The organism is Paracidovorax citrulli, from assembly GCF_900100305.1.
In the GTDB taxonomy this organism is placed as follows: Bacteria; Pseudomonadota; Gammaproteobacteria; order Burkholderiales; family Burkholderiaceae_C; genus Paracidovorax; species Paracidovorax citrulli.
On the sequence record NZ_FNEY01000007.1, the window covers coordinates 106,982 to 133,327 of the forward strand.

Consider the following 26,346-nt stretch of genomic DNA (forward strand, 5'->3'; position numbering starts at 1 on the left):
CCCCACGGAGACCGTCCCATGTCCTCTTTTCGCACTTTCCGGGCCAGTGGCTCCGGCCGCGGCAGGCCCCACGCGGCCCGCCGCGCCCTGGCCCTGATCGCTCCACTGGCACTGGCCTGCGCCATGGCCGGACCCCAGTCCGCCCTTGCGCAGGACGCCTGGCCCGCGCGGCCGATCACCCTGGTCGTGGGCTACCCGCCCGGCGGCAGCACCGACCTGACGGCCCGCACCCTGGGGCCGGAACTCTCCGCGCGCCTGGGCGTGCCGGTCGTGATCGAGAACCTCGGCGGGGCCGGGGGCGCGATCGGCGCGCAGAAAGTGGCCAGCAGTGCGCCCGACGGCTACACGTTGCTGCTGGGCGCGAGCAACGAGATCGCCATCAACCGGCTCGTCACGAAGAAGGTCAAGTACGACGTCAAGGATTTCACCGCGCTGGCGCTGGTGGCCTCGCAGCCCCTGGTGCTGGTGGCGTCCGCCGGCTCGGGCGTGAAGAACGCCGCCGATTTCGTGCAGCGCGTGCGCTCGCAGCCGGGCAGGACAAGCTACGGCAGTTCGGGCGTGGGCACCTCGCTGCACCTGGCCGGCGAGATGGTCAAGGAGCAGGGCCAGCTCTTCATGACGCACATTCCTTACCGCGGCGTGGCGCCGCTCACCAGCGACCTGCTGGGCAACAACATCGAGTTCGGCGTCTTCGTGCTCTCCAGCGCCCTGCCCCAGATCCGCAGCGGCAAGATGGTGGCGCTGGGCACGACGGAAGCGCGCCGCTCGGCCATCACGCCCGACATTCCTGCGCTCTCCGAGGTGCCGCAGTTCAAGAACGTGGACATCAACGTGTGGTTCGCGCTCATGGGCCCGGCCCACCTGCCGCGCCCGGTGGCCGACAAGCTGCGCAAGGCCACCCTGGAGGCGCTGCAATCGGCGGATTTCCGCAAGAAGATGGAAGCCAGCGGATCGGTCGTGGCTTCCCCGTCGGTCGATCCCGACGCGTTCGTCGCGGCCGAAGTGGCCAAGTACCGCAAGATTGTCCAATTCGCGAAGATCGAGGAATGATGCAGCACGCCACCGACACCACCGCCGCGCCGCTGCGCTTCGATCTCCCCAGGCCCGACCTCGGGGCCTGGCGGGCCGGCAACACCGGCACCGAAGGCGTCTGGCGCTTCGATTCCGGCCGGCCCGGACCGGACGTGCTGATCACCGCGCTCGTGCACGGCAACGAGCTGTGCGGCGCCTGGGCGCTGTGCGACCTGCTGGAGGCCGGCATCCGCCCCGAAGCAGGCCGGCTCACCCTGGCCTTCTGCAACCTGGCGGCTTTCGACCGCTTCGATCCGCAGGACCACGACGCATCGCGCTTCGTGGAAGAGGACATGAACCGCCAGTGGAGCGACGACCGCCTGGATGCCGCGGACACGCGGGAGCGCCGCCGCGCCGCTGCGCTGCGCCCGTTCGTGCGCGAGGCCGGCTGGCTGCTCGACCTGCACTCCATGCACGAGCCCGGCGCACCGCTGCTGCTGACCGGCCCGCATGCGCGCAACCAGGCGCTGGCGCGGCGCATGGGCGCGCCAGAGTACGTGGTGGCCGATGCCGGCCACCAGGACGGTGTGCGCATGCGCGACTACGGCCGCTTCGGCCGGCCGGATGCCGATGAGGCGGGCCCCGACGGCACGCGCTCGCTGCTCGTCGAATGCGGCTTCCACGGCGACCCGGCGAGCCGCGCCGTGGCACGCGACCAGTGCGTGCGGTTCCTGGAGACGGCGGGCTCGCTGGACGCGGCCACGCTGGCGCGGGCCCTGCCCGGCTGGCGTCAACCCGATGCACCGCGACAGTGGGCGCTGGAAGTGACCGGCCCGGTCGTGGCGCGCAGCAGCGGCTTTCGCTTCACGCGGCCCGTGGCGGCCCTGGACGTCATTCCCCGGGCCGGCACGGTGATCGGCGACAACGACGGCGAGCTCGTCGCCACGCCCTACGACGATTGCGTGCTGGTGATGCCCTCCACGCGCCAGGCCCGCGCGGGCGTGACCGTCGTGCGCTTCGCGCGGCGGAGGCCGCTGTAGTCCCGCCGCCGTCCCTCAGTGGCCGGCCGTGCTGGAGAACAGGTTGATCACCAGCACGCCCGCCAGGATCAATCCCATGCCGGCCAGCGCGGGGCCGTCCAGCCGCTGGCCATAGACCAGCCAGCCGACGGTCGAGACGAGCACGATGCCCACGCCGGACCAGATGGCATAGGCGATGCCCGTGGGAATCGCCTGCAGGGTGAGCGACAGGAAATAGAACGACACGCCGTAGCCGGCCACGGTGACCAGGCTCGGCACGGGCCGGGAGAAGCCGTCGGACGCCTTGAGGAACGAAGTCGCCAGGACCTCGGCGCCGATCGCTATCGCGAGGTAGAGGTGGTGGATGCCCATGGCACCGATTGGACCACCGACTCGCGAAGGTGGCATGCATGGGCTTGTGCCTATCGCCGCCGTGCGGCGGCCCAGCGCGGCCCCAGCACCACGCAGGCCAGCGCGGCCACCACCGCCGCGATGCCGGCCCACTGCCACGGCGAGACGGTTTCACCCAGCACCAGCATGCCGGCGGACAGGCCCACGACCGGCACGGCGAGGCTGAACGGGGCCACGCGGTTGGCGGGGTAGCGCGTCAGCAGCCCGGTCCAGAGGCCGTAGCCCAGGATGGTGGCGGCCCAGCCGAGGTAGGCGACCGAGCCCCAGGCCAGCAAGGGCAGCGCGGCCCACGCATCGGCCTGCATCCAGCGCGGCGCGTCGGCATCGAAGGCGGCGGACAGCGCCATGAAAGGCAGGATGGGCACGAGGCTGCTCCAGGCCACGAAGGCCAGGGGCCGGTAGCCCGGCGATTCCTGCTGCGCCCTGCGCGCCACGATGTTCGATGCGGCCCAGGAGGCGGCGCCGCAGAGCGCGAGCCCCACGCCTGCCAGGGTCACGTCGTCCGAGACCGCGCCGGGCGTGACGAAATGCATGCCGAAACAGACCAGGCCCAGCGCGGCCAGGGCCAGCCCGACGAGCAGCGGCCGGCCCGGCCGCTCGTGCAGCAGCAGGAAGGCCCAGAACGCGGTGAAGAAGACCTGGGTCTGCAGCAGCACGCTCGCCAGCGCCGCGGTGAGTCCCACGCGCAAGGCCAGGAACACCATGCCGAACTGCCCCACGCCCTGGAAGAGCCCGTAGAGCACCACCCAGCGCCAGCGCACGGCGGGCGGGCGCAGGAAGAACACCAGCGGCAGGGCCGCGAAGACGTATCGCATGGCACCCAGCTGGAACGGGGAGAAGGAGCGCAGCCCCCACTTCATGGCGACGAAGTTGACGCCCCAGAGGACGACGACCGCGAGCGCTGCCAGCAGATCCCGCGGCGCCAGGGGCGCTGCCTGCGGTCCGGCGCTCAACGACAGCTCCCGGCACCCCGGGCGGCCCGGCGCCCCTGGGGCATGGCACGGGAGCGCGCCGGATGCGGCGGGACGGGAGAAGGCGATGGCAGGAAAAAGAGCATGGCAGGAGGGGAAGAACGGGACGGAGGGGGCGCACGGCCCCGCGCTGGGCACGGGCATCGTGGAAGGTGCGCGGCTGTCGCGCCGCAGGCCATCGACGCAGGGATTATGAAGACGCGGCGAACTTGATGCCCGTCAATTTTTCCGCTTGTCGGCACACCATTTACACGAGGAGTGTCTGACAATTGCTTACGCACGGTGGCGAAATGCCGGCAACCGCGCTGAGGGAGGCCGCCGCGCAAGCCCTTTCATCAACAGACCGCCAAAACCATGTCCCTGCTGCATCGACTGAGCCTGCTTCACAAGTTCCTCATCCTCGGGGTCATCGCGTTGCTCATGGGCGCGCTACCCACGGTGCTGTATGTGCATGGCGCGTTGCAGCAGATCGGGGCCGCGCGCTACGAAAGCCAGGGCGCGCCGGCCCTGATCGCGGTCAACCGGGCGGTTCAGCGGCTGCAGGTCCACCGCGGGCTGTCGGCGGCCATGCTCGGCGGCGACGAGGCACTGGCAGCGCGCCGGCCCGCCGCGCGCGACGCGCTCAACCAGGCCTTCGCGGATGCCGAGAAGGCGTTCACCCAGGCCCGTGTGCCGCAGGCCCAGATGCAGGCGTGGAACGCCGCCGCACAGACGTGGCAGAGCCTGGAACAGGCCGTCACCGCACGCTCGCTGCAGCCGCCGCAGAGCCTCGCCCAACACACGCAGCTCGTGGCGACGCTGATGCAGATCGGGGAAGAACTGCTGCACCACTACGGTTTCCAGACCGATCCGGACATGGCCACGCAGGACCTGATCCAGGCCGCCGTGGTGAACGCACCCATGCTCGGGGAAAAACTCGGCCTGCTGCGCGGGCAGGGCTCCGGCTACCTGGCGCGCCAGGCCCTGCCGCCGGAGGGCAGGGGCGCGCTGCAGGCGCTGCAGCAGCGCGTGGGCGAGCTGGAGGCGGATACCTTCCGCAATTTCGAGCGCGCGCTGGCGGACGAAGACCTGCGCAAGGCGCTGGCCGGCCCGGTGCAGGACGTGCGCACCCGCGTGACGGCATCGCGCCAGCTGGTGGACCGCAGCCTGCTGTCGGCCAGCGAACTCACCATGCCCGCCAAGGACTACTTCGACCAGCTCACCGGCACGCTGGAAGCGCTGAACCAGCTCAACACCACCGCGATGGCCAGCCTGGACGCGGCGCTGTTGCGGCGCGTGTCCGCCGACCAGCGGAAGCTGGGCGCCGCCTCGGCCATGCTGCTGCTCGCGCTGGCGCTGGGCCTGGGCCTGGGCGTGGTGTTCATGCGCTCGATCACCCAGCCCCTCGCGCAGGCGGTGCGGCTGGCCAGCGCGGTGGCCGACGGCGACCTGAGCGGCGACGACGTGCCGCACGGCACCAACGAGGTCGGCCGGCTCATCGCGACGCAGCAGCAGATGCGCGCGCGCCTCAAGCCCATGGTGGCCCAGGTGCGCGGCGGTGCCGAGGGCGTGGCCACGGCCAGCGCAGAGATCGCCCAGGGCAACATGGATCTCTCGGCCCGCACGGAAAGCCAGGCCAGCGCCCTGGAGGAAACCGCCGCCTCGATGGAGCAGATGACGGCCACCGTGCGGCAGAACGCGGACAACGCGCGCCAGGCCAACCAGCTCGCCATGAATGCCAGCCTGGTCGCCGCCCAGGGCGGGGAGGTGGTGACGCAGGTGGTGCAGACCATGCAGGGCATCCGCACCGCGTCCGGAAAGATCGCCGACATCATCGGGGTGATCGATTCCATTGCGTTCCAGACCAACATCCTGGCGCTGAACGCGGCCGTGGAAGCCGCCCGCGCCGGCGAGCAGGGCCGGGGCTTCGCCGTGGTGGCGAGCGAGGTGCGTGCCCTGGCGGGGCGCAGCGCCGAGGCCGCCAAGGAAATCAAGGTGCTCATCGGCGACAGCGTGCAGCGCGTGCAGCAGGGCGGCGAACTCGCCGACCAGGCGGGCGCGACCATGGCCGAGGTGGTGCAGGCCATCCAGCGCGTGACGGGCATCATGGGGGAGATCAGCGAAGCCAGCCAGGAGCAGAGCCAGGGCGTCGCGCAGGTGGGCGAGGCCGTCACGCAGATGGACCAGGCCACCCAGCAGAACGCGGCGCTGGTCGAGGAAATGGCCGCGGCGGCCAATGGCCTGCGCACGCAGGCCGACGAGCTGGTGCGCGCCGCAGCCGTGTTCCGGCTCGCCGCGGGCGACGAGCCGGGCGCGGGGGGCACGCTCCGCATTCGCCAAGGCGAAGCTGGCTGACGGCCACCTGACCAGCCTCCCGCCCTCCCTGCGCTGGTGGGCGTTTTGACTCGGCCGTACAACGGCCGGCCGCAGGATGACATTTCGTCACCATTTCCCTGCAATTCAGGATGCATGCTGACAACCGGGAACCCTCCGTTGCCGTTAGGCACCGGTTCCCGCACCGGCGGTCCACGCCGTCTCCGCCCCCACGGAAGCTCACCCATGCACTCCAATCCCACGGCCCCCGCCGGGCTGCCGCCCGCCGACCCGACGCAGCCTCGCTCCCCCACCGGACCGGCGGCCCCGGCCTCGCCCGCCATGGCCGCCTTCGCCGCCGCCGGCCTGCTGGCCGCATGCGGCGGGGGCAGCGGGGGCGAGCCGGCGTCCCCCGCCGGTGCCAGCGGCACCGCTGCAGGCACGGGGGGCGGAACGGCGGCCACGGCGCCCGCCACGGAAACGGATGCCGTGCGCTTCCTGCTCCAGGCCCAGTTCTCCGCCACCGACGAGGACATCGCCGCCGTGCGCGCCAAAGGCTACGCCGCCTGGCTGGCCGAACAGTTCGCGCAGCCCATCGGCACGACGGGCACCGACTGGCTGGCGCAGCGCGGCTATGGCGTGGCGAACGCGGACACGCGCTACCACAACACGTCCTACCCCGCCGATTACATGCTGTGGAGCCAGCTCTTCACCGAGCGCGATGCCGTGCGCAAGCGCGTGGCGCTGGCGCTCTCGGAGATCATGGTCGTCTCCACCAATGGACTGAACCAGCCGTGGCCCGCGTTCCTCGCCGCCGGCTACTGGGACGTGCTCAACCAGCATGCGCTCGGCAATTTCCGCGCGCTGCTGGAGGCCGTGACGCTCAACCCCGCCATGGGCGTGTACCTCAACGCCCTGGGCAGCCAGAAGGAGGATGCGCGCACCGGCCGCCAGCCCGACGAGAACTATGCCCGCGAGGTGATGCAGCTCTTCACACTGGGCCTGTACCGGCTGAACGCCGACGGCACCGAGCAGCGCGACGCGAGCGGCAACCGCATCGAGACCTACGGCCCCTCCGACGTGAGCAACCTCGCGCGGGTGTTCACCGGCTACGACTACGACCGCAGCCAGAACCAGTCGTTCACCGTGGGCACCAGCACCGTGCCGGGGCCCCAGCAGGCGGGGCGGCCGATGGTGCTGGTCGCCAGCCGGCACTCGGCGCTGGCCGCGACGTTCCTGGGTACGACCATCGGAGCGGGCACCCCGGGCGATGCGGCCCTGAAGACCGCGCTGGATACGCTTTTCAACCACCCCAACGTCGCCCCGTTCATCGGCCGGCAGCTCATCCAGCGGCTGGTGACGAGCAACCCCAGCCCCGCCTACGTGGCGCGGGTGGCGGCCGCCTTCTCGGACAACGGCAGCGGGGTGCGCGGCGACCTGCGCGCCGTGGTGGCAGCGATCCTGCTCGACAGCGAGGCCCGGGATGCCGCAGGCCTGTCCAGCCCCTCCTTCGGCCGACTGCGCGAGCCCATGGTGCGCTTCGTCCAGTGGGGCCGCACCTTCGGCCTGCGGTCGGCCCGCGGCAGCTGGAAGCTCGGCGACCTGAGCGACCCGGCCTCCCGGCTGGGGCAGAGCCCGCTGCGCTCGCCTTCGGTGTTCAATTTCTTCCGCCCCGGCTACGTGCCGCCCTCCACGGCCATCGCGTCCGCCGGGCAGGTGGCGCCGGAGTTCCAGATCGTCACCGAGTCCAGCGTGGGCGGCTACCTGAACTTCATGCAGAACGCGATCCGCAACGGCCTGTTCGTGAACGCTCCCGACCTGCCGCAGAACAACGCGAGCAACGGCAACAACGGCTTCGACATCACCTGCGACTATGCCGCCCTGCTCCCGCTGGTGACCGATCCGGCCGCACTGGTGCGCAAGGCGGCGCTGCTGCTGTCGGGGGGCCAGATCTCCGATGCCACGCAGGCGCGCATCGCCAATGCGCTGGCAGCCACGCCGGTCACGGCCTCGAGCAGCGCGGCGGCCAAGCTCAACCGCGTGGCCGCAGCCGTCTTCCTGGTCATGGCCTGCCCGGCCTATCTCGTGCAGAAGTGAACGGCCCGCGCCGTCCCCCCACCGGAGCCCATTCCATGCCGTTCATCGATCCCGCACGACACACGCGCCGCGCCTTCCTGCGCCGCTCGGCCCAGCTCGCCGCCACCGGCGCCGCGCTGCCCATGGCGCTCAACCTCGCCGCGATGGGCGAGGCCGCCGCCTTCGACGCGCAGGACTACAAGGCGCTGGTCTGCGTCTTCCTGTCCGGTGGCTGCGACTACGCCAACACCGTCGTGCCGTACGACGGCACCCGCTACGCGCAGTACGCCGCCATCCGCGGCGGCGGCTCCGACGGCACGGCCGGCGGCATCGCGCTCGGGCGCGCGGCGCTGGGCGCCACGCTGCTGCAGCCGGCCACGCCGCTGGCAGGAGGCCTGCAGTACGCACTGCATCCGGCCATGACCGGCATGGCGGGCCTTTTCAACGCCGGCCACGCGGCCGTGCAGCTCAACGTAGGCCCGCTGCTGGTGCCGCTCACGCGCGCGCAGTACGCGAGCGGCGACCGGCGCAACTATCCGCTGCCGCCCAAGCTCTTCTCGCACAACGACCAGCAATCGGTATGGCAGTCGCAGGGTGCCGAAGGCTCCACCGTGGGCTGGGGCGGGAACCTGGGCGACCTCGCGCTGTCATCCAACGCCACCTCGCTCTTCACCTGCATCTCGGCCAGCGGCAACGCCGTGTTCCTTTCGGGCGACCAGGCGCTGCAATACCAGATCAGCCCCAGCGGCGCCGTGCCCATCAACGGCGTGAAGAACAATGTCTATGGCTCCAGCGCGGTGCGCAGCGTGCTCGGCGAACTGGTGCAGGCCGCAAGCAGCCACGTGCTGGAGGCGGAATACGCGCGCGTCACGCAGCGCTCCATCGGCGCGGAAGGGCAGATTTCCGCGGCCCTGGCCGGCACGAGCCTGTCCACCGCCTTTCCCACGAACAACGCCCTCGCCGACCAGCTCAAGGTGGTGGCGCGGCTGATCGCGGCACGCGGCGCGCTCGGCACGAAGCGCCAGGTGTTCTTCGTCTCGCTGGGCGGCTTCGACCTGCACGACAACCTCATCGCCACCCAGCCCGTGCTGCTGGACAAGGTGAGCAGCGCCATGACCGCCTTCTACAACGCCACCGCGGAACTGGGCGTGGCCGACAAGGTCACGGCCTTCACCGCGTCGGACTTCGGCCGCACCCTCACTTCGAACGGCGACGGCTCCGACCACGGCTGGGGCAGCCACCACTTCGTCGTGGGCGGCGCGGTGCGCGGCGCGGCCTTCTACGGCACGCCCCCGCCCATCAGCGTGGGCAACGGCAGCGGCAGCGAGGACCAGTGGCACGTGGGCCAGGGGCGCCTGCTGCCCAGCACCGCCGTGGACCAGTACGCCGCCACCCTCGCGCGCTGGTTCGGCGTGGCGAACACGGAACTGGCGGGCGTGCTGCCGCGCATCGGGAATTTCGGGGGGTCGGCGTATCCGGTGAACCTGGGGTTCATGGGGTAAGCCGCACTGCAACACGGCAGCAGCGCACGAATCATCACGGCTTGGGACAACTGACCAACGGCGACGCTGGCGTGCATTCCGGGGGGACTTTTTCAAAAACGACGTCTCTGCCGACACGAACTTCATTCTGGTCCACAGAAGAATTCAAGTACCACGTGATTTCTCCGTTCAGCCAGAGATCGACGACCTCGCTTTCCCCAAGCAGCGTTTTGGGCTCGATCTTGTACAAGCGCACGATATAAGGCATCTTGAAAGTGGGGTGGGCGATTTTTTGCAGAAGAGATGCCTTGTGAAACTCCAAACGATAAACCCGATGTGGACTGTTTTCACTGTCGAAAAATGTGGGGGTAGCAGCGCACCAGATCATGATCACGAGTGCATTCACAGCCAAGCACCAAACAATACACGGAATCTTCTTGAGTTGGGAAAAATTCATTACCACTCCAATTTGACGGGAAAAGGCAGGCTTGTCCGATGCACATCGGAAAGCACAAGGAAATCACCGCCGCGACCATGCAATGCACGCCATTTTCGGAAGTCGTTGTTTTGCACAAAATAGGTGCGACCAGGCGCCTTGCTTTGAGTTTCTTCTATTTCTTCCTGAGAAACAGCTATCGATGCACTTACATCGAAGCGATGGACGCCTTGATGCCCCCAAAATCCCAACGGCTGCGAAAGAAAATTATTTTCTCGATCATTGAAATCATAAGATTCACGCAAGTAAAATCCCAGCTCGTCAATATCAATAGCTAACTGGCCTGTACCTTTTCTGGTGACTATTCCTGATACGGCTACTTTGAGTGTTGCCTCTCCCATGGCGCCATAGAAATCATCCAGGGGGTCAGCAAGGCTGCCTAGACCAATAAAGTTCACTTGACAGGATTCATCCAGAATTTTTGCCGGTAACGCAAGATTACCAAACCTCCAACGCGGTTCGGTTTGGATATCGCTTTGCTTTTTCAAATGGAGTCGCAGCTGCGCCTTGCCCGCGGGACTTGCCCATTGCGCCTGCAGTTGTGTCATGGCGGTACGCACTCTGGCAAAGCCAAGCGCCCATGCCATGGTCACGGTGCTTTCGTCCAAGTAAGCCGGGATCAGACGGCTCAACCGATAGTTGTCGCGCCCTTGCTTCATAAGATCAGGCATCTCGAACGCCGCCCCCCGAAACCACCGCTCCATCAACGCCGCAGCCACCGGCCACCCCAAGCGCGAACGCATCACACCCGGAATGTCATCCAGTTGGAAAATCCGCACCTTGGGCGGCAGTTTTTTCTCCAGTTGCGCACAGTTGCCCCTGGTCAACATGGACCACTCCACTCATGGAACCTCCCCTAACCGCCGGTTGTTTTAGCGGCGCGATTCTATGGAAGAGCTGGTAAGTTCAACCACCGGGGTTCGCCTCGTTACATTTGTAGCGACCGAACCATTCCGTGAAAAGAAGGCAGCGTTACAAATACCGCGCCAAATACCGCCCCGTATGGCTCGCCGGATTCGCCGCCACCTCCTCGGGCGTGCCCTCGGCCACCACGGTACCGCCGCCCGCCCCGCCTTCGGGACCCATGTCGATGATCCAGTCGGCCGTCTTGATGACGTCCAGGTTGTGCTCGATCACCACGATGGTGTTGCCCGCGTCGCGCAGCTGGTGCAGCACCTTCAGCAGCAGGTCGATGTCCGCGAAGTGCAGGCCCGTGGTGGGCTCGTCCAGGATGTAGAGCGTGCGGCCCGTGTCGCGCTTGGACAGCTCCTGGGCCAGCTTCACGCGCTGGGCCTCGCCGCCCGAGAGGGTCGTGGCGGCCTGGCCCAGGCGGATGTATGACAGGCCCACGTCGAGCAGTGTCTGCAGCTTGCGGGCGATCGCCGGCACGTCCTGGAAGAAGGCGTGGGCATCCTCCACCGTCAGTTCCAGGATCTGCGCGATGTTCCGGCCCTTCCACTGCACTTCGAGCGTTTCGCGGTTGTAGCGCTGCCCATGGCAGACGTCGCAGGGCACGTACACGTCGGGCAGGAAGTGCATCTCCACCTTCACGACGCCGTCGCCCTGGCAGGCCTCGCAGCGCCCGCCGGCCACGTTGAAGCTGAAGCGCCCGGGACCGTAGCCGCGCTCGCGGGCGGTATGGGTCTCGGCCATCAGTTCGCGGATCGGCGTGAACAGCCCCGTGTAGGTGGCCGGATTGCTGCGCGGCGTGCGGCCGATGGGCGACTGATCGACGTTGATGACCTTGTCGAAGTATTCGATGCCCTCGATCGCTTCGTGCGGCGCCGGCTCGTCGTGGGACCGGTAGAGCTGGCGCGCCACGGCGGCGTAGAGCGTGTCGTTGACCAGCGTGCTCTTGCCCGAACCCGAGACGCCCGTCACGCAGGTGAGCAGGCCCACGGGGAACTCCACGCTCACGTTCTTCAGGCTGTGGCCCGTGGCGCCCACCACGCGCAGCGCCTGCAGGCGCCCCTGCTTCGCGCGGTGCTCGGCCATGCGCTCGGCGCGGCGGCGGCTCGCGTCGGTTTCGGGGAAGCGCGATTTGCCCTTCCTGGCGGGCTCGGGCTCCGCCGCCTCCAGCACCGGCAGCCAGGGCGTGCGGCGTGCGGGCACGGGGATGCGGCGCGCGCCCGATAGGTACTGGCCGGTGAGCGAATCCGGGTGGGCGCTCAGCTCGTCGCTCGTGCCCTGGGCCATCACGCGGCCGCCGTGCACGCCCGCGCCCGGGCCCATGTCCACGCAGTGGTCGGCGGCGCGGATCATGTCCTCGTCGTGCTCCACCACGATCACGCTGTTGCCGATGTCGCGCAGGTGCTGCAGCGTGGCGATCAGCCGGTCGTTGTCGCGCTGGTGCAGGCCGATGCTGGGCTCGTCGAGCACGTACATCACGCCCGTCAGGCCCGAGCCGATCTGGCTGGCCAGGCGGATGCGCTGCGCCTCGCCGCCCGAGAGCGTCTCGGCGCTGCGGTCCAGGCTCAGGTAGTTCAGGCCCACGTCGTTCAGGAAGGTGAGGCGCGTGGCGATCTCGCGCACCACCTTGCCGGCGATCTCGGCCTTGGCGCCGCTCAGCTGCAGCGCCTCGAACCAGGTCCGGGCCTCGGCAAGCGTGGCGCGGCTCACCTCGTAGATGGCGCGGGACTGCTCGCCCTCGCCCACGCGCACGTGGCGCGCCTCCAGCCGCAGGCGCGTGCCGTGGCAGTCGGGGCAGGGCTGGGTGCTCCGCAGGCGGGCGAGGTCTTCGCGCACGACGGTGGAATCGGTCTCGCGGTAGCGCCGCGCCATGTTCGGCAGAATGCCCTCGAACGGGTGCTTCCTGACGATGGCCTTGCCCTTGTTGGCACCGCTGTCCAGGATGTAGCTGAAGGCGATCTCTTCCTCGCCGGAGCCGTACAGCACGGCGCTGCGCACGCGTTCGGGCAGCGACTCGAACGGCGCCTCGACATCGAAGCCATAGTGCCGGGCCAGGCTCTCCAGCATGGCGAAGTAATAGCCGTTGCGCCGGTCCCAGCCCTTGATGGCGCCGCTGGCCAGGCTCAGGGACGGAAAGGCCACGACCCGCGCAGGATCGAACACCTCCTGCTGGCCCAGGCCGTCGCAGGTGGGGCAGGCACCGATCGGCGAATTGAACGAGAACAGGCGCGGCTCCAGCTCGGGCAGCGAGAAGCCGCAGACGGGGCAGGCGAACTTGCTGGAAAAGAGGTGCTCCCGCTCCGAATCCATCTCCAGCGCCAGTACGCGGCCGTTGCCGTCGGCGCCGGCTGCCTCCTGGCCCACGCGCAGCGCGGCCTCGAAGCTCTCGGCCAGGCGCTGCCGGAATCCACCGCTCGCCGCCGGCTCGGAGTCCGCGCGCACCTTCAGCCGGTCGATCACCACGTCGATGTCGTGCTTCTCGGTTTTCTTCAGCTGGGGGAGGTTCTCCACCTCGTGGATCGCTCCATCCACCCGGAAACGCACGTAGCCCAGCGCCTGCATCTGCGCGAACAGGTCGGTGAACTCGCCCTTGCGGCCACGCGCCACCGGGGCCAGCACCATGAGACGCGTGTCTTCGGGCAGCGCCAGCACGGTATCCACCATCTGGCTCACCGTCTGCGCGGCCAGCGGCAGGCCGTGCTCGGGGCAGTAGGGCGTGCCGGCGCGGGCGTAGAGCAGGCGCAGGTAGTCGTGGATCTCGGTCACCGTGCCCACGGTGGAGCGCGGGTTGTGGCTGGTGGCCTTCTGCTCGATGGAAATCGCGGGCGACAGGCCCTCGATCAGGTCCACGTCCGGCTTGTCCAGCCGGCCCAGGAACTGCCGCGCATAGGCCGAGAGGCTCTCCACGTAGCGTCGCTGGCCCTCCGCATAGAGCGTGTCGAACGCGAGGCTCGACTTGCCCGAGCCCGACAGCCCGGTGATGACCACCAGCTGGTTGCGCGGCAGGTCCAGGTCGATGTTCTTGAGGTTGTGCGTGCGCGCGCCGCGGATGCTGATGCGCTGCTCGCGCAGGGCGCGGGCCAGGTAGGCCCCTTCGCCAGGGCGCGGATCATCGGAGGCGGTGGGCTCAGTCACTTAAAGGGCGTCGGCATGCGGGAAACCCACCATGATAGGTGAGGCCGGCCGGCGGTGCCCGTGCCCATAATCGAAGCCCGTTCCACCGGCGCCCGCGCCATGATCTTCCCGCCGCCAGCCGCCTCCACCGCCATCACCCGCCAGGACCGCGAACGCCTGCAGGGCCACCCCGCCCGGGCCGTCTGGCTCACCGGGCTCTCGGGCGCGGGCAAGACCACCCTCGCGCACGCGCTGGAAACCTCGCTGCACCACGACGGCCTGCGCACTTTCGTGCTCGACGGTGACCGCCTGCGCGCCGGGCTCAGCAGCGACCTGGGCTTCACCGATGCGGACCGGGCCGAGAGCATCCGCCGGGCCGCGCATGTGGCGCGGCTGTTCGTGGACGCGGGGATGGTCGCCATCGTCGCGCTGATCTCGCCGTTCCGGGCCGAGCGCGCCGCGGCGCAGGCGCTGTTCGCGCCCGGGGATTTCGTCGAGGTGTACGTGAACGTGCCGCTGGCCGTGGCCGAGGAGCGCGATCCCAAGGGCCTGTACCGGCAGGCCCGCAGCGGCGCGCTGCCGCGCTTCACGGGGATCGACTCGCCCTACGAGCCGCCGGAGGCCCCCGCATTGGAGCTGCGCACCGACGCGCTTTCCGTGGCGCAGTGCGTGCAGCGCCTGCGCGCGCAACTGGGCCTGCCGTCGGCATAGGCGCCCGTTGCCCGCTCCAGCCCGACCGTGGGCAGCGGAAATTGCGCAGAGCGCACTTCACACGGCAGCGGTGTTCCGCCATGATGCGGGGATGCGCTTTTGTATCCAAAAGTTACGCCCGTCGTTTCCGCCTTTTTGCCGCCGGCGTGCGCGGCCAGGTCCCGTTGCCCCATGACTTCCGGTTTTTCCCACCCCTTCCCGCTTCCCGCCCGTCTTTCCTTGCGCCGCGCCTTCGCGCAGCTGGCGCTGCTCTGCCTGCTCGCCTCCGGGGCGCAGGGCGCCTGGGCCATGCAGGTCTTCGTGAAGATGCTCTCGGGCGAAACCTTGACGCTGGATGTGGAGCCCAGCGACTCCATCGAGAACGTGAAGGCGAAGATCCAGGACCAGAAGGACATTCCGCCCGAGCGGCAGCGCCTCATCTTCGCGGGCAAGCAGCTGGAGGACGGCCGCACGCTGTCCGACTACAACATCCAGAAGGACTCCACGCTGCACCTCGTGCTGCGGCTGAGCCCGACCACGTTCTCGGCGGCGTCGGCCACCGGCACGGGCACCATCACGGCCACGCTGGCCGGCCCGGCCGTCGCGGGCGGCTGCCAGTTCGACACCACGCAGACCGCCTTCGAGATGCCCTCCGGCGGCCCGGCCGGCGCACAGTTTCCCCACGGCGTGTTCCGCTTCGTCGCCACGAGCTGCACCGGCAGCGTGACGGTGACGCTGCAATACCCCCAGGCCCTGCCCGACGGCACCCGCCTCATCAAGTTCGGCCCCTCCGGCCCCGGCGCGGACCGCTACACCTGGTTCGAGTGGACGGACGCGCAGATCGCGGACGACACGATCACCTTCACCATCACCGACAACGGCGCGGGCGACACCGACCCCACCGTGGGCGTGATCGCCGATCCGGCCGGCCCGGCACTGCTGGCCCCCGCGCCGGCACCCGCCCAGGCCACGCCGGTGCCCACGCTCTCCCCCGCCGCGCTGGTGCTGCTGGCCTGCGCGGCGGGCGTGCTCGGCTGGCGACAGCGTCGCCGCTGACGGCCGGCCGGCGCGGCAGGCGCGCGATGGGCGAGAATCGCCGTCTTTCCATCGCCTGCAACCGATGACCACTGCCGTGCCGGATCCCCTGCCGCCTACGCCCGCGACCGACATCCCCGCCGCCTCCGCCACCGCGATGACGCCGCTGGAGCGGCGCTCCAGCCTGTCGCTGGCGCTCATCTTCGCGCTGCGCATGCTGGGGCTTTTCCTGGTGCTGCCGGTGTTCGCGCTCGAAGCGCGCAAGTACCCCGGCGGCGACGATCCCGCCCTGGTGGGCCTCGCCATGGGCATCTACGGGCTCACCCAGGCCGTGCTGCAGTTGCCTTTGGGCATGGCCTCCGACCGTTTCGGGCGCAAGCGCGTCATCGTGCTCGGGCTGCTGGTGTTCGCGGCCGGCAGCCTGCTGGCCGCGCTGGCCGACTCGCTCGGCGGGCTGCTGCTGGGCCGCGCGCTGCAGGGTGCCGGCGCCGTCTCCGCCGCCGTGACGGCCCTGCTGGCCGACCAGACGCGCGACGGGGTGCGCACCAAGGCCATGGCGCTGGTGGGCGGCAGCATCGGGCTGATGTTCGCCGTGGCGCTCGTGGCCGCCCCGCCGCTGGCGGCCCGCTTCGGCCTGCCCGGCATCTTCGGGCTGACCTGCGCGCTGGCGCTGGCCGGCATCGCCGTGGTCCTCTGGGTGGTGCCGCCCGAGCCCGCACGCCATGCCGACGCACCGCGCGGCCGCCTGGCCGACGTGCTGCGCCACCCGGACCTGCTGCGGCTGAACCTCGGCGTGTTCGCGCTGCACACCGTGCAGCTGGCCATGTGGGTGGCCGTGCCCGCCCTGCTGGTGCAGGCCGGACTGCCCAAGAGCGCGCACTGGCACCTCTACCTGCCCGCCGTGGTGCTGTCCTTCCTGGCCATGGGCGGCCTGTTCGCCCTGGAACGCGCCGGCCGGCTGCGCGGCGCCCTGCTCGGCGCCATCGGCCTCGTGCTGCTGGTGCAGCTCGGGCTGGGCTGGGCGGCGTCGGCCGGCACGCCGCCGGGGCTGTGGGCCCTGGGCGGGCTGCTGTTCCTGTTCTTCTGCGGCTTCAACGCACTGGAAGCCAGCCAGCCCAGCCTCGTCTCGCGCACCGCGCCGCCGGCCGTGCGCGGCGCGGCCCTGGGCACCTACAACACGCTGCAGTCGCTGGGCCTGTTCGCGGGCGGCGCACTGGGTGGCGCGCTGCTGCGCTGGGGCGGCGCGCATGGCCTGTTCGTGGCGACTTCCCTGCTCTGTCTCGCCTGGCTGGCCGCGGCCTGGGGCATGCAGCCCGTGCCGGCCCAGGGCAGCCGCGGGCGAAAGTAAGCCCCGGCCGCCCGGGCCCGATCACCGCCCGGCGCTGTCCTGCGGAGCGCCTTGCGCAGGTGCGTGCGGGTCGGCATCCCGCTGCGCACCGGGCCCCTCCGGCGCCTCGGGCAGCCGCGCGGCGCTCAGCATGGAGGCCGCCAGGGTCTCGTAGAGCGGCCGCGCCAGCATGCGCGACACCAGGCTGGCCAGCATCGCGGAGGCCATCAGGCTCAGCACCAGCGCGTGCCCGTCCACCATTTCCATCACGATGATGAAGGCCGTGAGCGGCGCCTGCGTCACCGCCGCCAGGAAGGCCGCCATGCCCATGGCGATCAGGGCCGGCGCGATGGAGGGCGCGATGTCCCCGCCGGCCAGCAGCGCCACGTTGTGGCCCACGCCGGCACCGATCGAGAGCGACGGCGCGAAGATGCCTCCGGGCACGCCCACCCAGGCCGAGAGCCAGGTGGCGATGAACTTGAGCGTGACGTAGAAGGCCGGCACGTCCGCCTGGCCGGCCAGCATGTGCTTGACGGCCTCGGAACCGGCGCCGAAGGTCGCCCCGCCCGTGGCGAGGCCGATCACCGCGATCGCCAGCCCGCCGGCCGCCGCGAAGCGGACCGGCCAGCGCGCCCGCCAGCGGTTGAAGCGGTCCGGCGCGCCCGTGAGCGACGCCGCCATCAGCTTGGCGAACAGCCCGCCCAGCACGCCGCAGGCCAGCGAGACGGCCAGGCCCGGCAGCAGCGCGTCCCAGCCCAGCCGCGGCACCTGGATGCGCCCGAAATAGCTCAGATTGCCGAATGCCGACACCCCCATCAGGCCGGCCAGCACGATGGCCGCGATGATCAGGCCGCTGCTGCGCGATTCGAGCTTGCGGGACAGCTCCTCGATGGCGAACACCACGCCCGCCAGCGGCGCATTGAAGGCCGCGGCGATGCCCGCCGCCCCGCCGGCCACGAGCAGCGCGTGGGCGGTGATGCCCGACCGCGGGCCGAACCAGCGGCGCGCATGGTGCATCACGCCCGCCGCCACCTGCACCGACGGCCCTTCGCGACCGATCGACAGGCCCGCCATGAACCCCGCGCTGGCCAGCAGGATCTTCGCCGCCGACAGCCGCAGGGAGACGAAACGGCCCCGCTGGGGCGCCGTGAGGCCGGGCTCCAGCGCCGCGATCACCTGCGGGATGCCCGAGCCGGCCGCGCCCGGCACCCAGCGCCGCGTGGCCCAGACCACCGCCGCGGTGATCGCGGGCGTCCACAGCAGCACGGCCCAGCCGCCCCCCCAGTGATAGACGCGCTCGAACACCGCGAAGGCCCACTCCGCCAGCATGGTGAACACCACCACGCTGAGCCCGGCCGCCACGGCATAGGCCAGGACGATGCTGCGCTCCAGCCAGCGCTGGCCGTCGCGCAGTTCCGAGCGCAGGTTGTCCAGGAAGTCGGGTTCTCGTTGCATGGCGGGGCAGTGGGCAGGGGACGGACGCGGGCACGGCGGGCTCCGGTCGGTGCGCGGCAGGACGGAGGGACATTGTGGCACCCTGCCGGGCGGGAGCGGTGCGCGCAGGCATCGGCCGCTTGGGGCACAATCCCCGCTCCCTCTTCGCGGCGCCCCCGTGGCCGCCGCGCAGGCCGTAGTGCCTTTCCTCCACCATTCTCTACAGGCCCCTTCACACCATGGCATCCGTCAACAAAGTCATCATCGTCGGCAACCTCGGGCGCGACCCCGAGATGCGCACCTTCCCCAGCGGCGACCAGGTCGCCAACGTCACCATCGCCACCACCGACCGCTGGCGCGACAAGAACACCGGCGAGAACAAGGAAGCCACCGAGTGGCACCGCGTCGTCTTCAACGGCCGCCTGGCCGAGATCGTGGGCCAGTACCTGCGCAAGGGCTCCCAGGTCTATGTCGAAGGCAGCCTGCGCACCCGCAAGTGGACCGACCAGTCGGGCCAGGAAAAGTACACGACGGAAATCCGGGCCGACACCATGCAGATGCTCGGCAGCCGCCAGGGCATGGGCGGCGGCCAGGGTGGCGGCGGCTATGACGACGGTGGCTACGGCGGTGGCGACGATGGCTACGGCGGCGGCAACAGCGCCCCGGCGCCCGCGCGCCGCCCTGCGCCCCAGGCCGCCGCGCCGCGCCCGGCACCGGCTCCCCGCCCTGCACCGGCCCCTGCGGCCCAGGCACCGCGTGCGGCGTCGGGGTTCGACGACATGGACGACGATATCCCGTTCTGATCCACCAATGCCATCGCACCGCTTGGCCGGTACGACAGAGCCCCGCACGCCATCGGCCTGCGGGGCTTTTTTCTTCCTGACGTGATGACCTGCCATCCGCACGAATGCCGTGGAGAAAATCCGCGCACGGGTCAGCCGCTTTTACTTAACCACTCGTCCCCGATCGCCTCGGCCTGCTCCAGTACCAGCTCCACCGCGGCATCAGCCAAGTCAGGCGGGTACTTGTACTTGCGCAAGATGCGCTTGGCCATCTGCCGCAGCTTGGCCCGCACGCTCTCGCGCCGGGCCCAGTCCACGCAGGGCTGCCATGCTTCACGGGAAGCCGTCGGCCATCTTTCCTGAGCGGACGGATATCGACCTGCAGCCCGTTGCGGTGGCCGTGGTGCGGGCTGAACGTTGCACCCCTGACAGACCAGACTGATATGCGGAAATCGCCTGGGCTACGCCACTGCATGCGGTGCATCCCACCGCATCAACCCCGCGACCCAGAGCACGGCCACGAGCACGCCGGCCAGCGGGTGCAGCAGGCCGGCGGTGACCGGCACGCCGAGGATGAGCCAGCGCAGGCCGCGGCTATAGAAGAGTCCGGCCTTGTGGAGATGGTCCCGGCCCGTGGGTGTCCAGCGCTGGCGCGCCGGGGAGCCGACGGGCATGCCGGCCACGAAGCCCGCGTGGTGGTAGTGGCGCACGGCCGCCACCAGGGCGGTGAGCGAAGCGCAGAGCAGCACCAGCAAGGCCAGTTCCAGCACCGCGGCCGCCAACACCGCGGAGTCCGGCGCCGGGGTGGCCGCCCCCTGCAGGAGGGCACGCAGCGATGGCGCGGCGATGCCGACGGTGCCCATCAGCCCCAGCATGGCGGTGGAAGCGGCCATGGTGGCCGACATGAGGGCGTTGCGCAGCGTCTGCACGGCCAGGATTTCGGAGCCAGGCTGGGCGGAGACGGCATCGAGCCAGTCAGCGCGCAGATGCGCGTGGGCCCCGCGGGCCCGGGAGAGCGGGCGATGCCGCGCTGCGGCGCAGGACCAGGCCTCGTAGGCCAGCGGAATACCCAGGGTAGCCAGGGCGCCGGCCCAGACCGCAAGGGAGGATGGCAGGAGGATGCCAGGCAGCGTCATGTTCAGGAGGCTTCGCGGGTGAAACACTTCAGCGGCGTTGGCGCAGGCGCTCCAGCCCTTCGAACAGCGCCATGCCGGCCAGCATGGCTGCCACGAAGATGGCAGCGCCACGCACCCCCATGCCCAGGCCTACCAGGGCCGGCCCCGGGCAGAAGCCGGCGAGACCCCAGCCCGCGCCGAACAGCAGCGCACCGCCGATCAGCCGCGCATCCAGCCCCCGCGCCGTGGGCCACTGCAGCGGCGCCCCGCCCGGCAGCGTGCGCCCCCTGCGCCGCGCGATGGCGAACGCCACCAGGCCGACGGCGATGGCGCCGGCCATCACGAAGGCCAGCGAGGGGTTCCACCTGCCAGCCACATCCAGGAAGCCCAGCACGCGGGCCGGGTCGGCCATGCCCGAGACGATCAGCCCCAGGCCGAAAACCAGGCCCACGCACAGGGCCGCCAGGATATTCGCCATCATCCGCTCCTTGACCGGTGATCGATCAGGCAGCCCACGCCGCCCCGTGCCGCAGCACGTACACCGTGGCCATGCCCGCGGCCATGAACACCAGGGTGGCCGCCAGCGAACGGCCCGACAGCCGCGAGAGCCCGCAGACCCCGTGCCCGCTGGTGCATCCCGCGCCGTAGCGCGTGCCCAGGCCCACGAGCAGTCCTGCCGCCACCAGGGTGCCGGTGCCCGCGTCGATGCGCGGCGCCGGCAGCGGGGCGAACAGCGCATGGAGCCAGGGCGACGCCACCAGGCCCGCCACGAAGGCCACGCGCCACGCCACGTCACCCCGCGCCGGGCGCAGCAGCCCGCCCAGCACGCCGCTGATGCCGGCAATGCGGCCCGACACCAGCATGAAGGCGCCGGCCGCCAGGCCGATGAGCGCGCCGCCGGCCAGGGCCGCGCCCGGCGTGAAGGAAGGCCAGTCGATGGCAGCCATGGGAATCACTCCTTGGGACAGTAGAGACGGTAGAGCACCGCGAGCACTTCGAGCAGCGCGGGATCGGCCACCCGGTAATGGATGTTCTTGCCCTCGCGCCGCGTGGCCACCACGCCCTGCCGGCGCAGCACGCCGAGCTGCTGCGACAGCGTGGGCTGGCGGATGTCCAGGCAGGCCTCCAGCTCGCTCACGCACATCTCTCCCTGGGAGAGCTGGCACAGCAGCAGGAGCCGGTCTTCGTTGGCGAGCACCTTGAGCCTGGCGACGGCCTGGACGGCGGCCTGCCGCAGCACCTGGGGATCGAGCGGTGGCTGCGCGGTGGAGGAAAGGGACGGCATGGAGGGGATGTCAGACGGCGTTGACATCAATATATCAAAAAACATAATATTTAAAAACATACTGATGGACGGAGCCGCCATGACATCCCTTTCCCTGCCCTCTTCCACCGGAGCGACCTCCACGGTGCAGCCGTTCTACGATGGCGCGACCGGAACCGTGTCCTACGTGGTCTGGGACCATGCCACCCGCCAGGCGGCGGTGATCGATCCGGTGCTGGACTACGACCCCGATGCCGGACGCACGCACGGCGCTTCCGCGCGGCGGCTGCTGGACTACCTGCAGGCCGAGCGCCTGGTCGTGGAATGGATCCTGGAAACACATGCCCATGCGGACCACCTCTCCGCCGCCCGCCACATCCAGGCGGCCAAGGGCGGCAAGGTGGCCATCGGGGCAGCCATCCGCACGGTGCAGCGCACCTTCGGCCCGCTGTTCGGCATGGAGCCCTCCGCACAGGACGACAGTTTCGACCACCTGTTCGAGGACGGCGAAGTGTTCCGCATCGGCGCCACCCGGGCGGAGGCGATCGGTGTGCCGGGCCATACGCCGGCGGACATGGCCTACCGGATCGACGGGGCGGTGTTCGTGGGCGACACGCTGTTCCTGCCCGACGTGGGCACGGCCCGGGCGGACTTCCCCGGCGGGGATGCCGCGGCCCTCTACCGCTCCATCCAGCGGCTGCTGGCACTGCCGGGGGACACGCGCATGTTCGTGTGCCACGACTACCCGCCCGCGGGCCGGGCGCCGGCCTGCGAGACGACGGTGGAGGCCCAGCGGCGGAGCAACATCCACGTGGGCCGGCAGGCTGGCGAGCGCGCCTTCGTGGCGCTGCGCCAGGCGCGCGACGCCACCCTGGCCGTGCCGCGCCTGCTGCTGCCGTCGATCCAGGTGAACGTCCGCGGCGGCCGGCTGCCGGACCCGGGGCCGGAAGGCATCGCGTACCTGCGCATACCGCTGAACGTGTTCGGCAGCGCGGATGCCCTTTCCGGCGCCACGCCCGCCTCCTGAGGTGGCATGGCTGCTCTCCTACCCGCGTTCAGGCAGGGTGCCCACCGCCCCGCCGCCCCGGCTGCGCGATGCTGCAGGCATCGGCCAGCCCTCCGCCGGCCTCCTTCCAGGAGACTCCCATGCGCACACCTCCCTCCATCGACGACGAACCCGGCATCGACCCCACCGACGACCCCACGGCGGAGCTGCCCGAGGGCGACGACATCAATGACCACCTGAACGCGGAGCGGGACGTCTCCGACGGGATCAACGACATCTCCGCGATGCCGTTCGATGACCCGCGCGAGGGCGGGCCGCTGAATTTCGACGACGGCACCACCATGGGTTATCCGCGCGGCAAGACCGGCCGCGAGGGCGGCACCTGGGAGGCCGAGGGCAGCGACAGCGGCGACCTGGAGCCGCCCGCGGAAGTGATGTCCGACCGCAACGGGCCCAGCGACCCGGAGACCCGCCGCCGCTGATCCGCTCAGGCGGTGTTGCCTGCGCAGGGACGCCCGTCGCCGGCCGGCCGGCTCTCTGCGTGACGACGACGCGGTTGCGCCCCGCGCGCTTGGCCTGGTAGAGGGCCTCGTCCGCGCGGCGCAGCACTTCGCCGACCGTTTCACCGGGGCGCGCCAGCGCGACGCCTGCGGAGCAGCTGTAGCGGAACTCCGGCGCCTCGGGCAGCGGCGAGGCCGTATCCAGGCTATCCCCCAGCTGGCGCAGCACGCTGTCGGCGCCCACGGTGCGCGCGCCCTGCAGCACGAGCAGGAACTCCTCCCCGCCGATCCGCGCGACCACGTCGTCGCGGCCGGCGGTCTCCGCCAGGCGCGCCGCGAAGTCCCTGAGGACCAGGTCGCCGCCCGCATGCCCGAAGCGGTCGTTCACCGCCTTGAAATGGTCGATGTCGATGACCGCGACGGCCATGGCCTGGGCCTTGTTGGGCCCGAGCTTCTGCTGCAGGAAGTCCATGGCATAGCGGCGGTTGCTCAGGCCGGTCAACTCGTCGCTGAGGGCGGACTTCATGGCCTTGTCGCGCTCCTGCCGCAGGTCGCGCAGTTCGATCCCCAGTTCGGAGACATCGGTGACCACGCACAGCATCCAGCCCCCCGGCAGCGTGGTTTCCGTGGTCAGCACCCAGCGCCCGTCGTTCAGGCTCGTCTCGATGGTGCGGTAGGGCAGCTTGCCGCGCCGGCTCCTGGCGGATCGCAGCCAGACCTCGAAATCGCTGGTCTCGACCACCGTGCCGGTGGAGGAGCGGTAGCTCTTGCGCATGAGTTCCTCCCAGGGGAGGAAGTCGCCTTCGCCCACGCCCAGCGCGGACCGGAAGGCCGCATTGGCGTAGCGCAGGCAGTCGTCGCCGTCGAACAGGGCGTACCCCTGCTGCGAGGCCTCCACGAGCGCCATCCACTGCCGCATCAGGGGATCGCCGATGCCGCCGGTGTCCGGGGCATCGGCCAGGGCCTTGGTGGAGGGGTTGTGCATGGTCCGGTGGCAGGCTGTGGCGGTGCGGCAGTGCCGACGGATGAGCCGGCAGGCCCACAGTATCCACAACCCTGCCCCGGAAGGCCAACCCGCGCGGCGGATACCCCTGCGCGAGCGGCCCGGGGAGGCCCGCCGTCCACCACCAGTTCCGTGCCGGTGACGTAGGCGGCGGCGTCGGAAGCGAGGAAGGCGCAGGCATGCGCCACCTCCCAGGCCGTGCCCATGCGGCCCATCGGCACCTGCCGCGCGCGGGCGGCGCGGGCCTCGTCCAGGCTGCCATCAGAGAACATCTTGGCCACCGTGGTGGCGCGGATGCCGTGGGCGCGTACTGCTGGGCATTGATGGTGACGGGCCGGCCGGCCAGGTCGGGCTCGGCGCGGGCCAGCCCCAGCAGCTTGTAGGCGCGCGGATCGACGGGCTTGTGCAGGTGGTGGCCGAAGCCGGGAACGGCGCTCCTGTTCGCCTTGCACTCGCGCGCGATGGCCAGCGCCTCGGCATCGGGGTCTGCGGCGGCGGCCATGATGCGGTCGAGCAGGCGCGTGGCGATGGCGCTGGGCGTGAGGCCGTGGGCATGGCGGTGCGGGACGCGCGCGGCCGGCCGGTGGCGGCCCGTCAGCGTGGCCTCCACGCTGGCGCGCATGCCGCGCGAGCGTCAGCAACTGGTCGCGCGCACGATCCGCGATGCGTTGAAGGGCTGCCCCCGGGCTCCATGTGAACCGACATCAATGCACCACCATCAGCGTGAACGGCCAGACGTATGCCTGCATCGTCACGTACAGCCCCACCAGGCAGGCCAGCGCGATGGAATGGAAGAACACGTAGCGCAGGATGTCGCCCTCGTGGTCGAACCAGCGCGTGGCGGTGGAGGCCACCACGATCGATTGCGCATCGATCATCTTGCCCATCACCCCGCCCGAGCTGTTGGCCGCGCCCATCAGGTTGGGCGACAGTCCCAGCTGCTCGGCCGCCACCTTCTGCATGCCACCGAACAGCACGTTGGACGCCGTGTCCGAGCCCGTGAGCGCGACGCCCAGCCAGCCCATCAGCGTGCCGAAGAACGGGTACAGCACGCCCGTGTTGGCGAACGCCAGGCCCAGCGTGGTGTCGGTGCCCGAGTAGCGCGTGAGCGTGCCCAGCGCCAGCATGAGCACGATGGTGAGCAGCGAGTACTTCACCAGCCAGATCGTCTTCACGAAGGTGCGCACGATGGCGACCGGGTTGTATTTCATGAGGAAGGCGCTCACCACCGCCGAGAGCAGGATCGCCGTGCCGGTGGCCGACAGCAGGTTCAGCGTGTAGACCGCGCCCTCCTTGGTGGGCACGGGCACGACGGGCGGGACCTTCTCGATCAGGTTGTGCAGGCCCGCCATCGGGAAGGACGGCGCGAACAGGCCGTTGAGCCAGGCCTTGACGGGCGGCAGGCCCCAGATGAACACGAACACCGAGAGGATGGCCCAGGGCATCCAGGCCGCCACCAGTTCGGCGCGGGTGTGGCGCGCCACGGGCTGCGGCGGCTTGGCCTCGGCCGCGCTCACGTCGTTGCCGCGCAGCGAGGGCGAGGTCCATACCGACTTCGGCTTCCAGACGCGCAGGAAGGCGATCAGGCAGACCATGGAGACGATCGCCGCGATGATGTCCACCAGCTCCGGACCGATGAAGTTGGAGACCAGGAACTGCGGCACCGCGAACGACACGCCCGTGACCAGGATCGCCGGCCAGATCTCCATCATGCCCTTGCGGCCCGCGAAGGCCCAGATCAGCCAGAACGGCACCAGCAGCGAGAAGAACGGCAGCTGGCGGCCGACCATGGCCGTCACTTCCATCACGTCGTAGCCGTGCACCTTGGCGAGCGTGAGGATGGGCGTGCCCAGCGCGCCGAAGGCCACGGGCGCCGTGTTGGCGATGAGCGAGAGCCCCGAGGCCGCGAGCGGCGAGAAGCCCAGCCCGATGAGGATGGCCGCCGTCACCGCCACCGGCGTGCCGAAGCCCGCCGCCCCTTCGAAGAACGCGCCGAAGCAGAACGCGATCAACAGCAGCTGGATGCGCCGGTCTTCCGTGATGCCAGAGAGCGAATCCTGCAGCACCTTGAAGCTGCCGTTCTGCTCCGTGAGCTGGTGCAGGAAGATGATGTTGAGCACGATCCAGCCGATCGGCAGCAGGCCCGTGAAGCCCCCCAGCAGCGCGGCCCGGCCGGCCATGTCCGCCGGCATGCCGTAGGCGAAGACGGCCACGAGCAGGGCCGCGACGAGGCCCATGCCCGCCGCGATGTGCGCCTTGATGTGGAAGAAGCCGAGGGCCGCCAGCATGACCACCACCGGAACCGCCGCGAGGGCGGTGGAGAGGACCATGCTGCCGAACGGGTCGTAGATTTGCTGCCAGGCCATGCGCTTGTCTCCGTTGGATGAATGATGTTTTCTCTTCTCGGGCG

At 70.2% G+C, this 26,346-nt stretch carries 22 protein-coding genes and 2 pseudogenes; 10 read left to right on the forward strand and 14 right to left on the reverse strand.

Going from position 1 to position 26,346, the window contains the following annotated elements; genetic code table 11:
- Window positions 1-18 precede the first annotated feature (18 nt).
- On the forward strand, window positions 19-1,050 hold the full coding sequence (locus BLR99_RS06995) for a Bug family tripartite tricarboxylate transporter substrate binding protein (protein ID WP_011797700.1): 1,032 nt from the start codon (window positions 19-21) through the stop codon (window positions 1,048-1,050).
- Window positions 1,047-2,051 (forward strand): M14 family metallopeptidase, encoded by a 1,005-nt coding sequence (locus tag BLR99_RS07000; RefSeq protein ID WP_228193932.1) that lies wholly within the window; start codon window positions 1,047-1,049, stop codon window positions 2,049-2,051. Before BLR99_RS06995 ends, BLR99_RS07000 begins: the two co-directional genes overlap by 4 nt.
- Before the next feature lie 15 nt (window positions 2,052-2,066).
- Here BLR99_RS07000 and BLR99_RS07005 read toward each other — a convergent pair whose 3' ends face one another.
- Both BLR99_RS07005 and BLR99_RS07010 read right to left on the reverse strand, forming a co-directional pair.
- The gene (locus BLR99_RS07005) at window positions 2,067-2,402 is read right to left on the reverse strand and encodes an SMR family transporter (RefSeq protein WP_011797702.1); all 336 of its coding nucleotides are present in this window, start codon (window positions 2,400-2,402) and stop codon (window positions 2,067-2,069) included.
- Between the two features lie 50 nt (window positions 2,403-2,452).
- Window positions 2,453-3,394, reverse strand: a complete 942-nt coding sequence (locus BLR99_RS07010) for an EamA family transporter (RefSeq protein WP_017439463.1) — start codon at window positions 3,392-3,394, stop codon at window positions 2,453-2,455.
- 372 nt (window positions 3,395-3,766) lie between these two features.
- Between BLR99_RS07010 and BLR99_RS07015 the strand changes: the two genes are divergently transcribed.
- From BLR99_RS07015 to BLR99_RS07025, 3 genes are all read left to right on the forward strand, one after another.
- Window positions 3,767-5,746 carry a methyl-accepting chemotaxis protein gene (locus BLR99_RS07015; RefSeq protein WP_046060596.1) on the forward strand — a complete coding sequence of 660 codons (1,980 nt, stop codon included), beginning with the start codon at window positions 3,767-3,769 and terminating at the stop codon, window positions 5,744-5,746.
- A gap of 204 nt (window positions 5,747-5,950) precedes the next feature.
- Window positions 5,951-7,801: a DUF1800 domain-containing protein gene (locus BLR99_RS07020; RefSeq protein WP_046060595.1), complete on the forward strand. Its 1,851-nt coding sequence runs from the start codon at window positions 5,951-5,953 to the stop codon at window positions 7,799-7,801.
- Window positions 7,802-7,836: 35 nt separating this feature from the next.
- Window positions 7,837-9,282 (forward strand): DUF1501 domain-containing protein, encoded by a 1,446-nt coding sequence (locus tag BLR99_RS07025; RefSeq protein WP_011797706.1) that lies wholly within the window; start codon window positions 7,837-7,839, stop codon window positions 9,280-9,282.
- A 34-nt stretch (window positions 9,283-9,316) separates the two neighbouring features.
- Here the strand turns inward: BLR99_RS07025 and BLR99_RS07030 are convergent, their stop codons facing one another.
- From BLR99_RS07030 to uvrA, 3 genes are all read right to left on the reverse strand, one after another.
- Window positions 9,317-9,718, reverse strand: coding sequence for a hypothetical protein (locus BLR99_RS07030; protein WP_011797707.1), 402 nt, complete (start codon window positions 9,716-9,718; stop codon window positions 9,317-9,319).
- Entirely contained in the window at window positions 9,718-10,587 is an 870-nt protein-coding gene (locus tag BLR99_RS07035) for a DUF6402 family protein (protein ID WP_011797708.1), read from the reverse strand. The genes BLR99_RS07030 and BLR99_RS07035 overlap by 1 nt, the downstream gene beginning before the upstream one ends.
- Window positions 10,588-10,729: 142 nt before the next feature.
- Complete coding sequence (gene uvrA, locus BLR99_RS07040; protein ID WP_011797709.1) at window positions 10,730-13,801, reverse strand: excinuclease ABC subunit UvrA; 3,072 nt, start codon at window positions 13,799-13,801, stop codon at window positions 10,730-10,732.
- 99 nt (window positions 13,802-13,900) lie between these two features.
- Between uvrA and cysC the strand changes: the two genes are divergently transcribed.
- The 3 genes from cysC to BLR99_RS07055 all read left to right on the forward strand — a co-directional run bounded on the left by cysC (window position 13,901) and on the right by BLR99_RS07055 (window position 16,853).
- Window positions 13,901-14,491 (forward strand): adenylyl-sulfate kinase, encoded by a 591-nt coding sequence (gene cysC, locus BLR99_RS07045; RefSeq protein WP_011797710.1) that lies wholly within the window; start codon window positions 13,901-13,903, stop codon window positions 14,489-14,491.
- Between the two features lie 219 nt (window positions 14,492-14,710).
- Window positions 14,711-15,526, forward strand: coding sequence for a ubiquitin family protein (locus BLR99_RS07050; RefSeq protein ID WP_046060594.1), 816 nt, complete (start codon window positions 14,711-14,713; stop codon window positions 15,524-15,526).
- Window positions 15,527-15,662: 136 nt separating this feature from the next.
- Entirely contained in the window at window positions 15,663-16,853 is a 1,191-nt protein-coding gene (locus BLR99_RS07055) for an MFS transporter (protein WP_041828325.1), read from the forward strand.
- 21 nt (window positions 16,854-16,874) lie between these two features.
- Here the strand turns inward: BLR99_RS07055 and BLR99_RS07060 are convergent, their stop codons facing one another.
- Window positions 16,875-18,287, reverse strand: coding sequence for a chloride channel protein (locus tag BLR99_RS07060; protein WP_011797713.1), 1,413 nt, complete (start codon window positions 18,285-18,287; stop codon window positions 16,875-16,877).
- 218 nt (window positions 18,288-18,505) lie between these two features.
- On the opposite strand from BLR99_RS07060, the gene ssb reads away from it, so the two are divergent.
- Window positions 18,506-19,069, forward strand: coding sequence for a single-stranded DNA-binding protein (ssb, locus tag BLR99_RS07065; RefSeq protein WP_011797714.1), 564 nt, complete (start codon window positions 18,506-18,508; stop codon window positions 19,067-19,069).
- Between the two features lie 131 nt (window positions 19,070-19,200).
- Here ssb and BLR99_RS07070 read toward each other — a convergent pair.
- The 5 genes and pseudogenes from BLR99_RS07070 to BLR99_RS07090 form a co-directional block, all read right to left on the reverse strand.
- Window positions 19,201-19,365, reverse strand: a pseudogene (locus BLR99_RS07070) (type I restriction enzyme endonuclease domain-containing protein); the annotation flags it as partial.
- A gap of 144 nt (window positions 19,366-19,509) precedes the next feature.
- Window positions 19,510-20,184 (reverse strand): DUF599 domain-containing protein, encoded by a 675-nt coding sequence (locus tag BLR99_RS07075; protein WP_017440023.1) that lies wholly within the window; start codon window positions 20,182-20,184, stop codon window positions 19,510-19,512.
- Window positions 20,185-20,212: 28 nt separating this feature from the next.
- Window positions 20,213-20,641: a DUF6691 family protein gene (locus BLR99_RS07080; RefSeq protein WP_046060725.1), complete on the reverse strand. Its 429-nt coding sequence runs from the start codon at window positions 20,639-20,641 to the stop codon at window positions 20,213-20,215.
- 25 nt (window positions 20,642-20,666) lie between these two features.
- Window positions 20,667-21,110, reverse strand: coding sequence for a YeeE/YedE family protein (locus BLR99_RS07085; RefSeq protein ID WP_011797717.1), 444 nt, complete (start codon window positions 21,108-21,110; stop codon window positions 20,667-20,669).
- 5 nt (window positions 21,111-21,115) lie between these two features.
- Entirely contained in the window at window positions 21,116-21,448 is a 333-nt protein-coding gene (locus BLR99_RS07090; protein ID WP_011797718.1) for an ArsR/SmtB family transcription factor, read from the reverse strand.
- A gap of 79 nt (window positions 21,449-21,527) precedes the next feature.
- On the opposite strand from BLR99_RS07090, the gene BLR99_RS07095 reads away from it, so the two are divergent.
- Window positions 21,528-22,454: an MBL fold metallo-hydrolase gene (locus tag BLR99_RS07095; RefSeq protein WP_011797719.1), complete on the forward strand. Its 927-nt coding sequence runs from the start codon at window positions 21,528-21,530 to the stop codon at window positions 22,452-22,454.
- A gap of 246 nt (window positions 22,455-22,700) precedes the next feature.
- Here BLR99_RS07095 and BLR99_RS07100 read toward each other — a convergent pair whose 3' ends face one another.
- The 3 genes and pseudogenes from BLR99_RS07100 to BLR99_RS07115 all read right to left on the reverse strand — a co-directional run bounded on the left by BLR99_RS07100 (window position 22,701) and on the right by BLR99_RS07115 (window position 26,302).
- Window positions 22,701-23,918, reverse strand: coding sequence for a sensor domain-containing diguanylate cyclase (locus BLR99_RS07100; RefSeq protein ID WP_081436496.1), 1,218 nt, complete (start codon window positions 23,916-23,918; stop codon window positions 22,701-22,703).
- Between the two features lie 128 nt (window positions 23,919-24,046).
- A pseudogene (locus BLR99_RS23870) lies at window positions 24,047-24,486 on the reverse strand (SDR family oxidoreductase); the annotation flags it as partial.
- A gap of 154 nt (window positions 24,487-24,640) precedes the next feature.
- Complete coding sequence (locus tag BLR99_RS07115; RefSeq protein ID WP_011797721.1) at window positions 24,641-26,302, reverse strand: L-lactate permease; 1,662 nt, start codon at window positions 26,300-26,302, stop codon at window positions 24,641-24,643.
- Window positions 26,303-26,346: the final 44 nt, after the last annotated feature.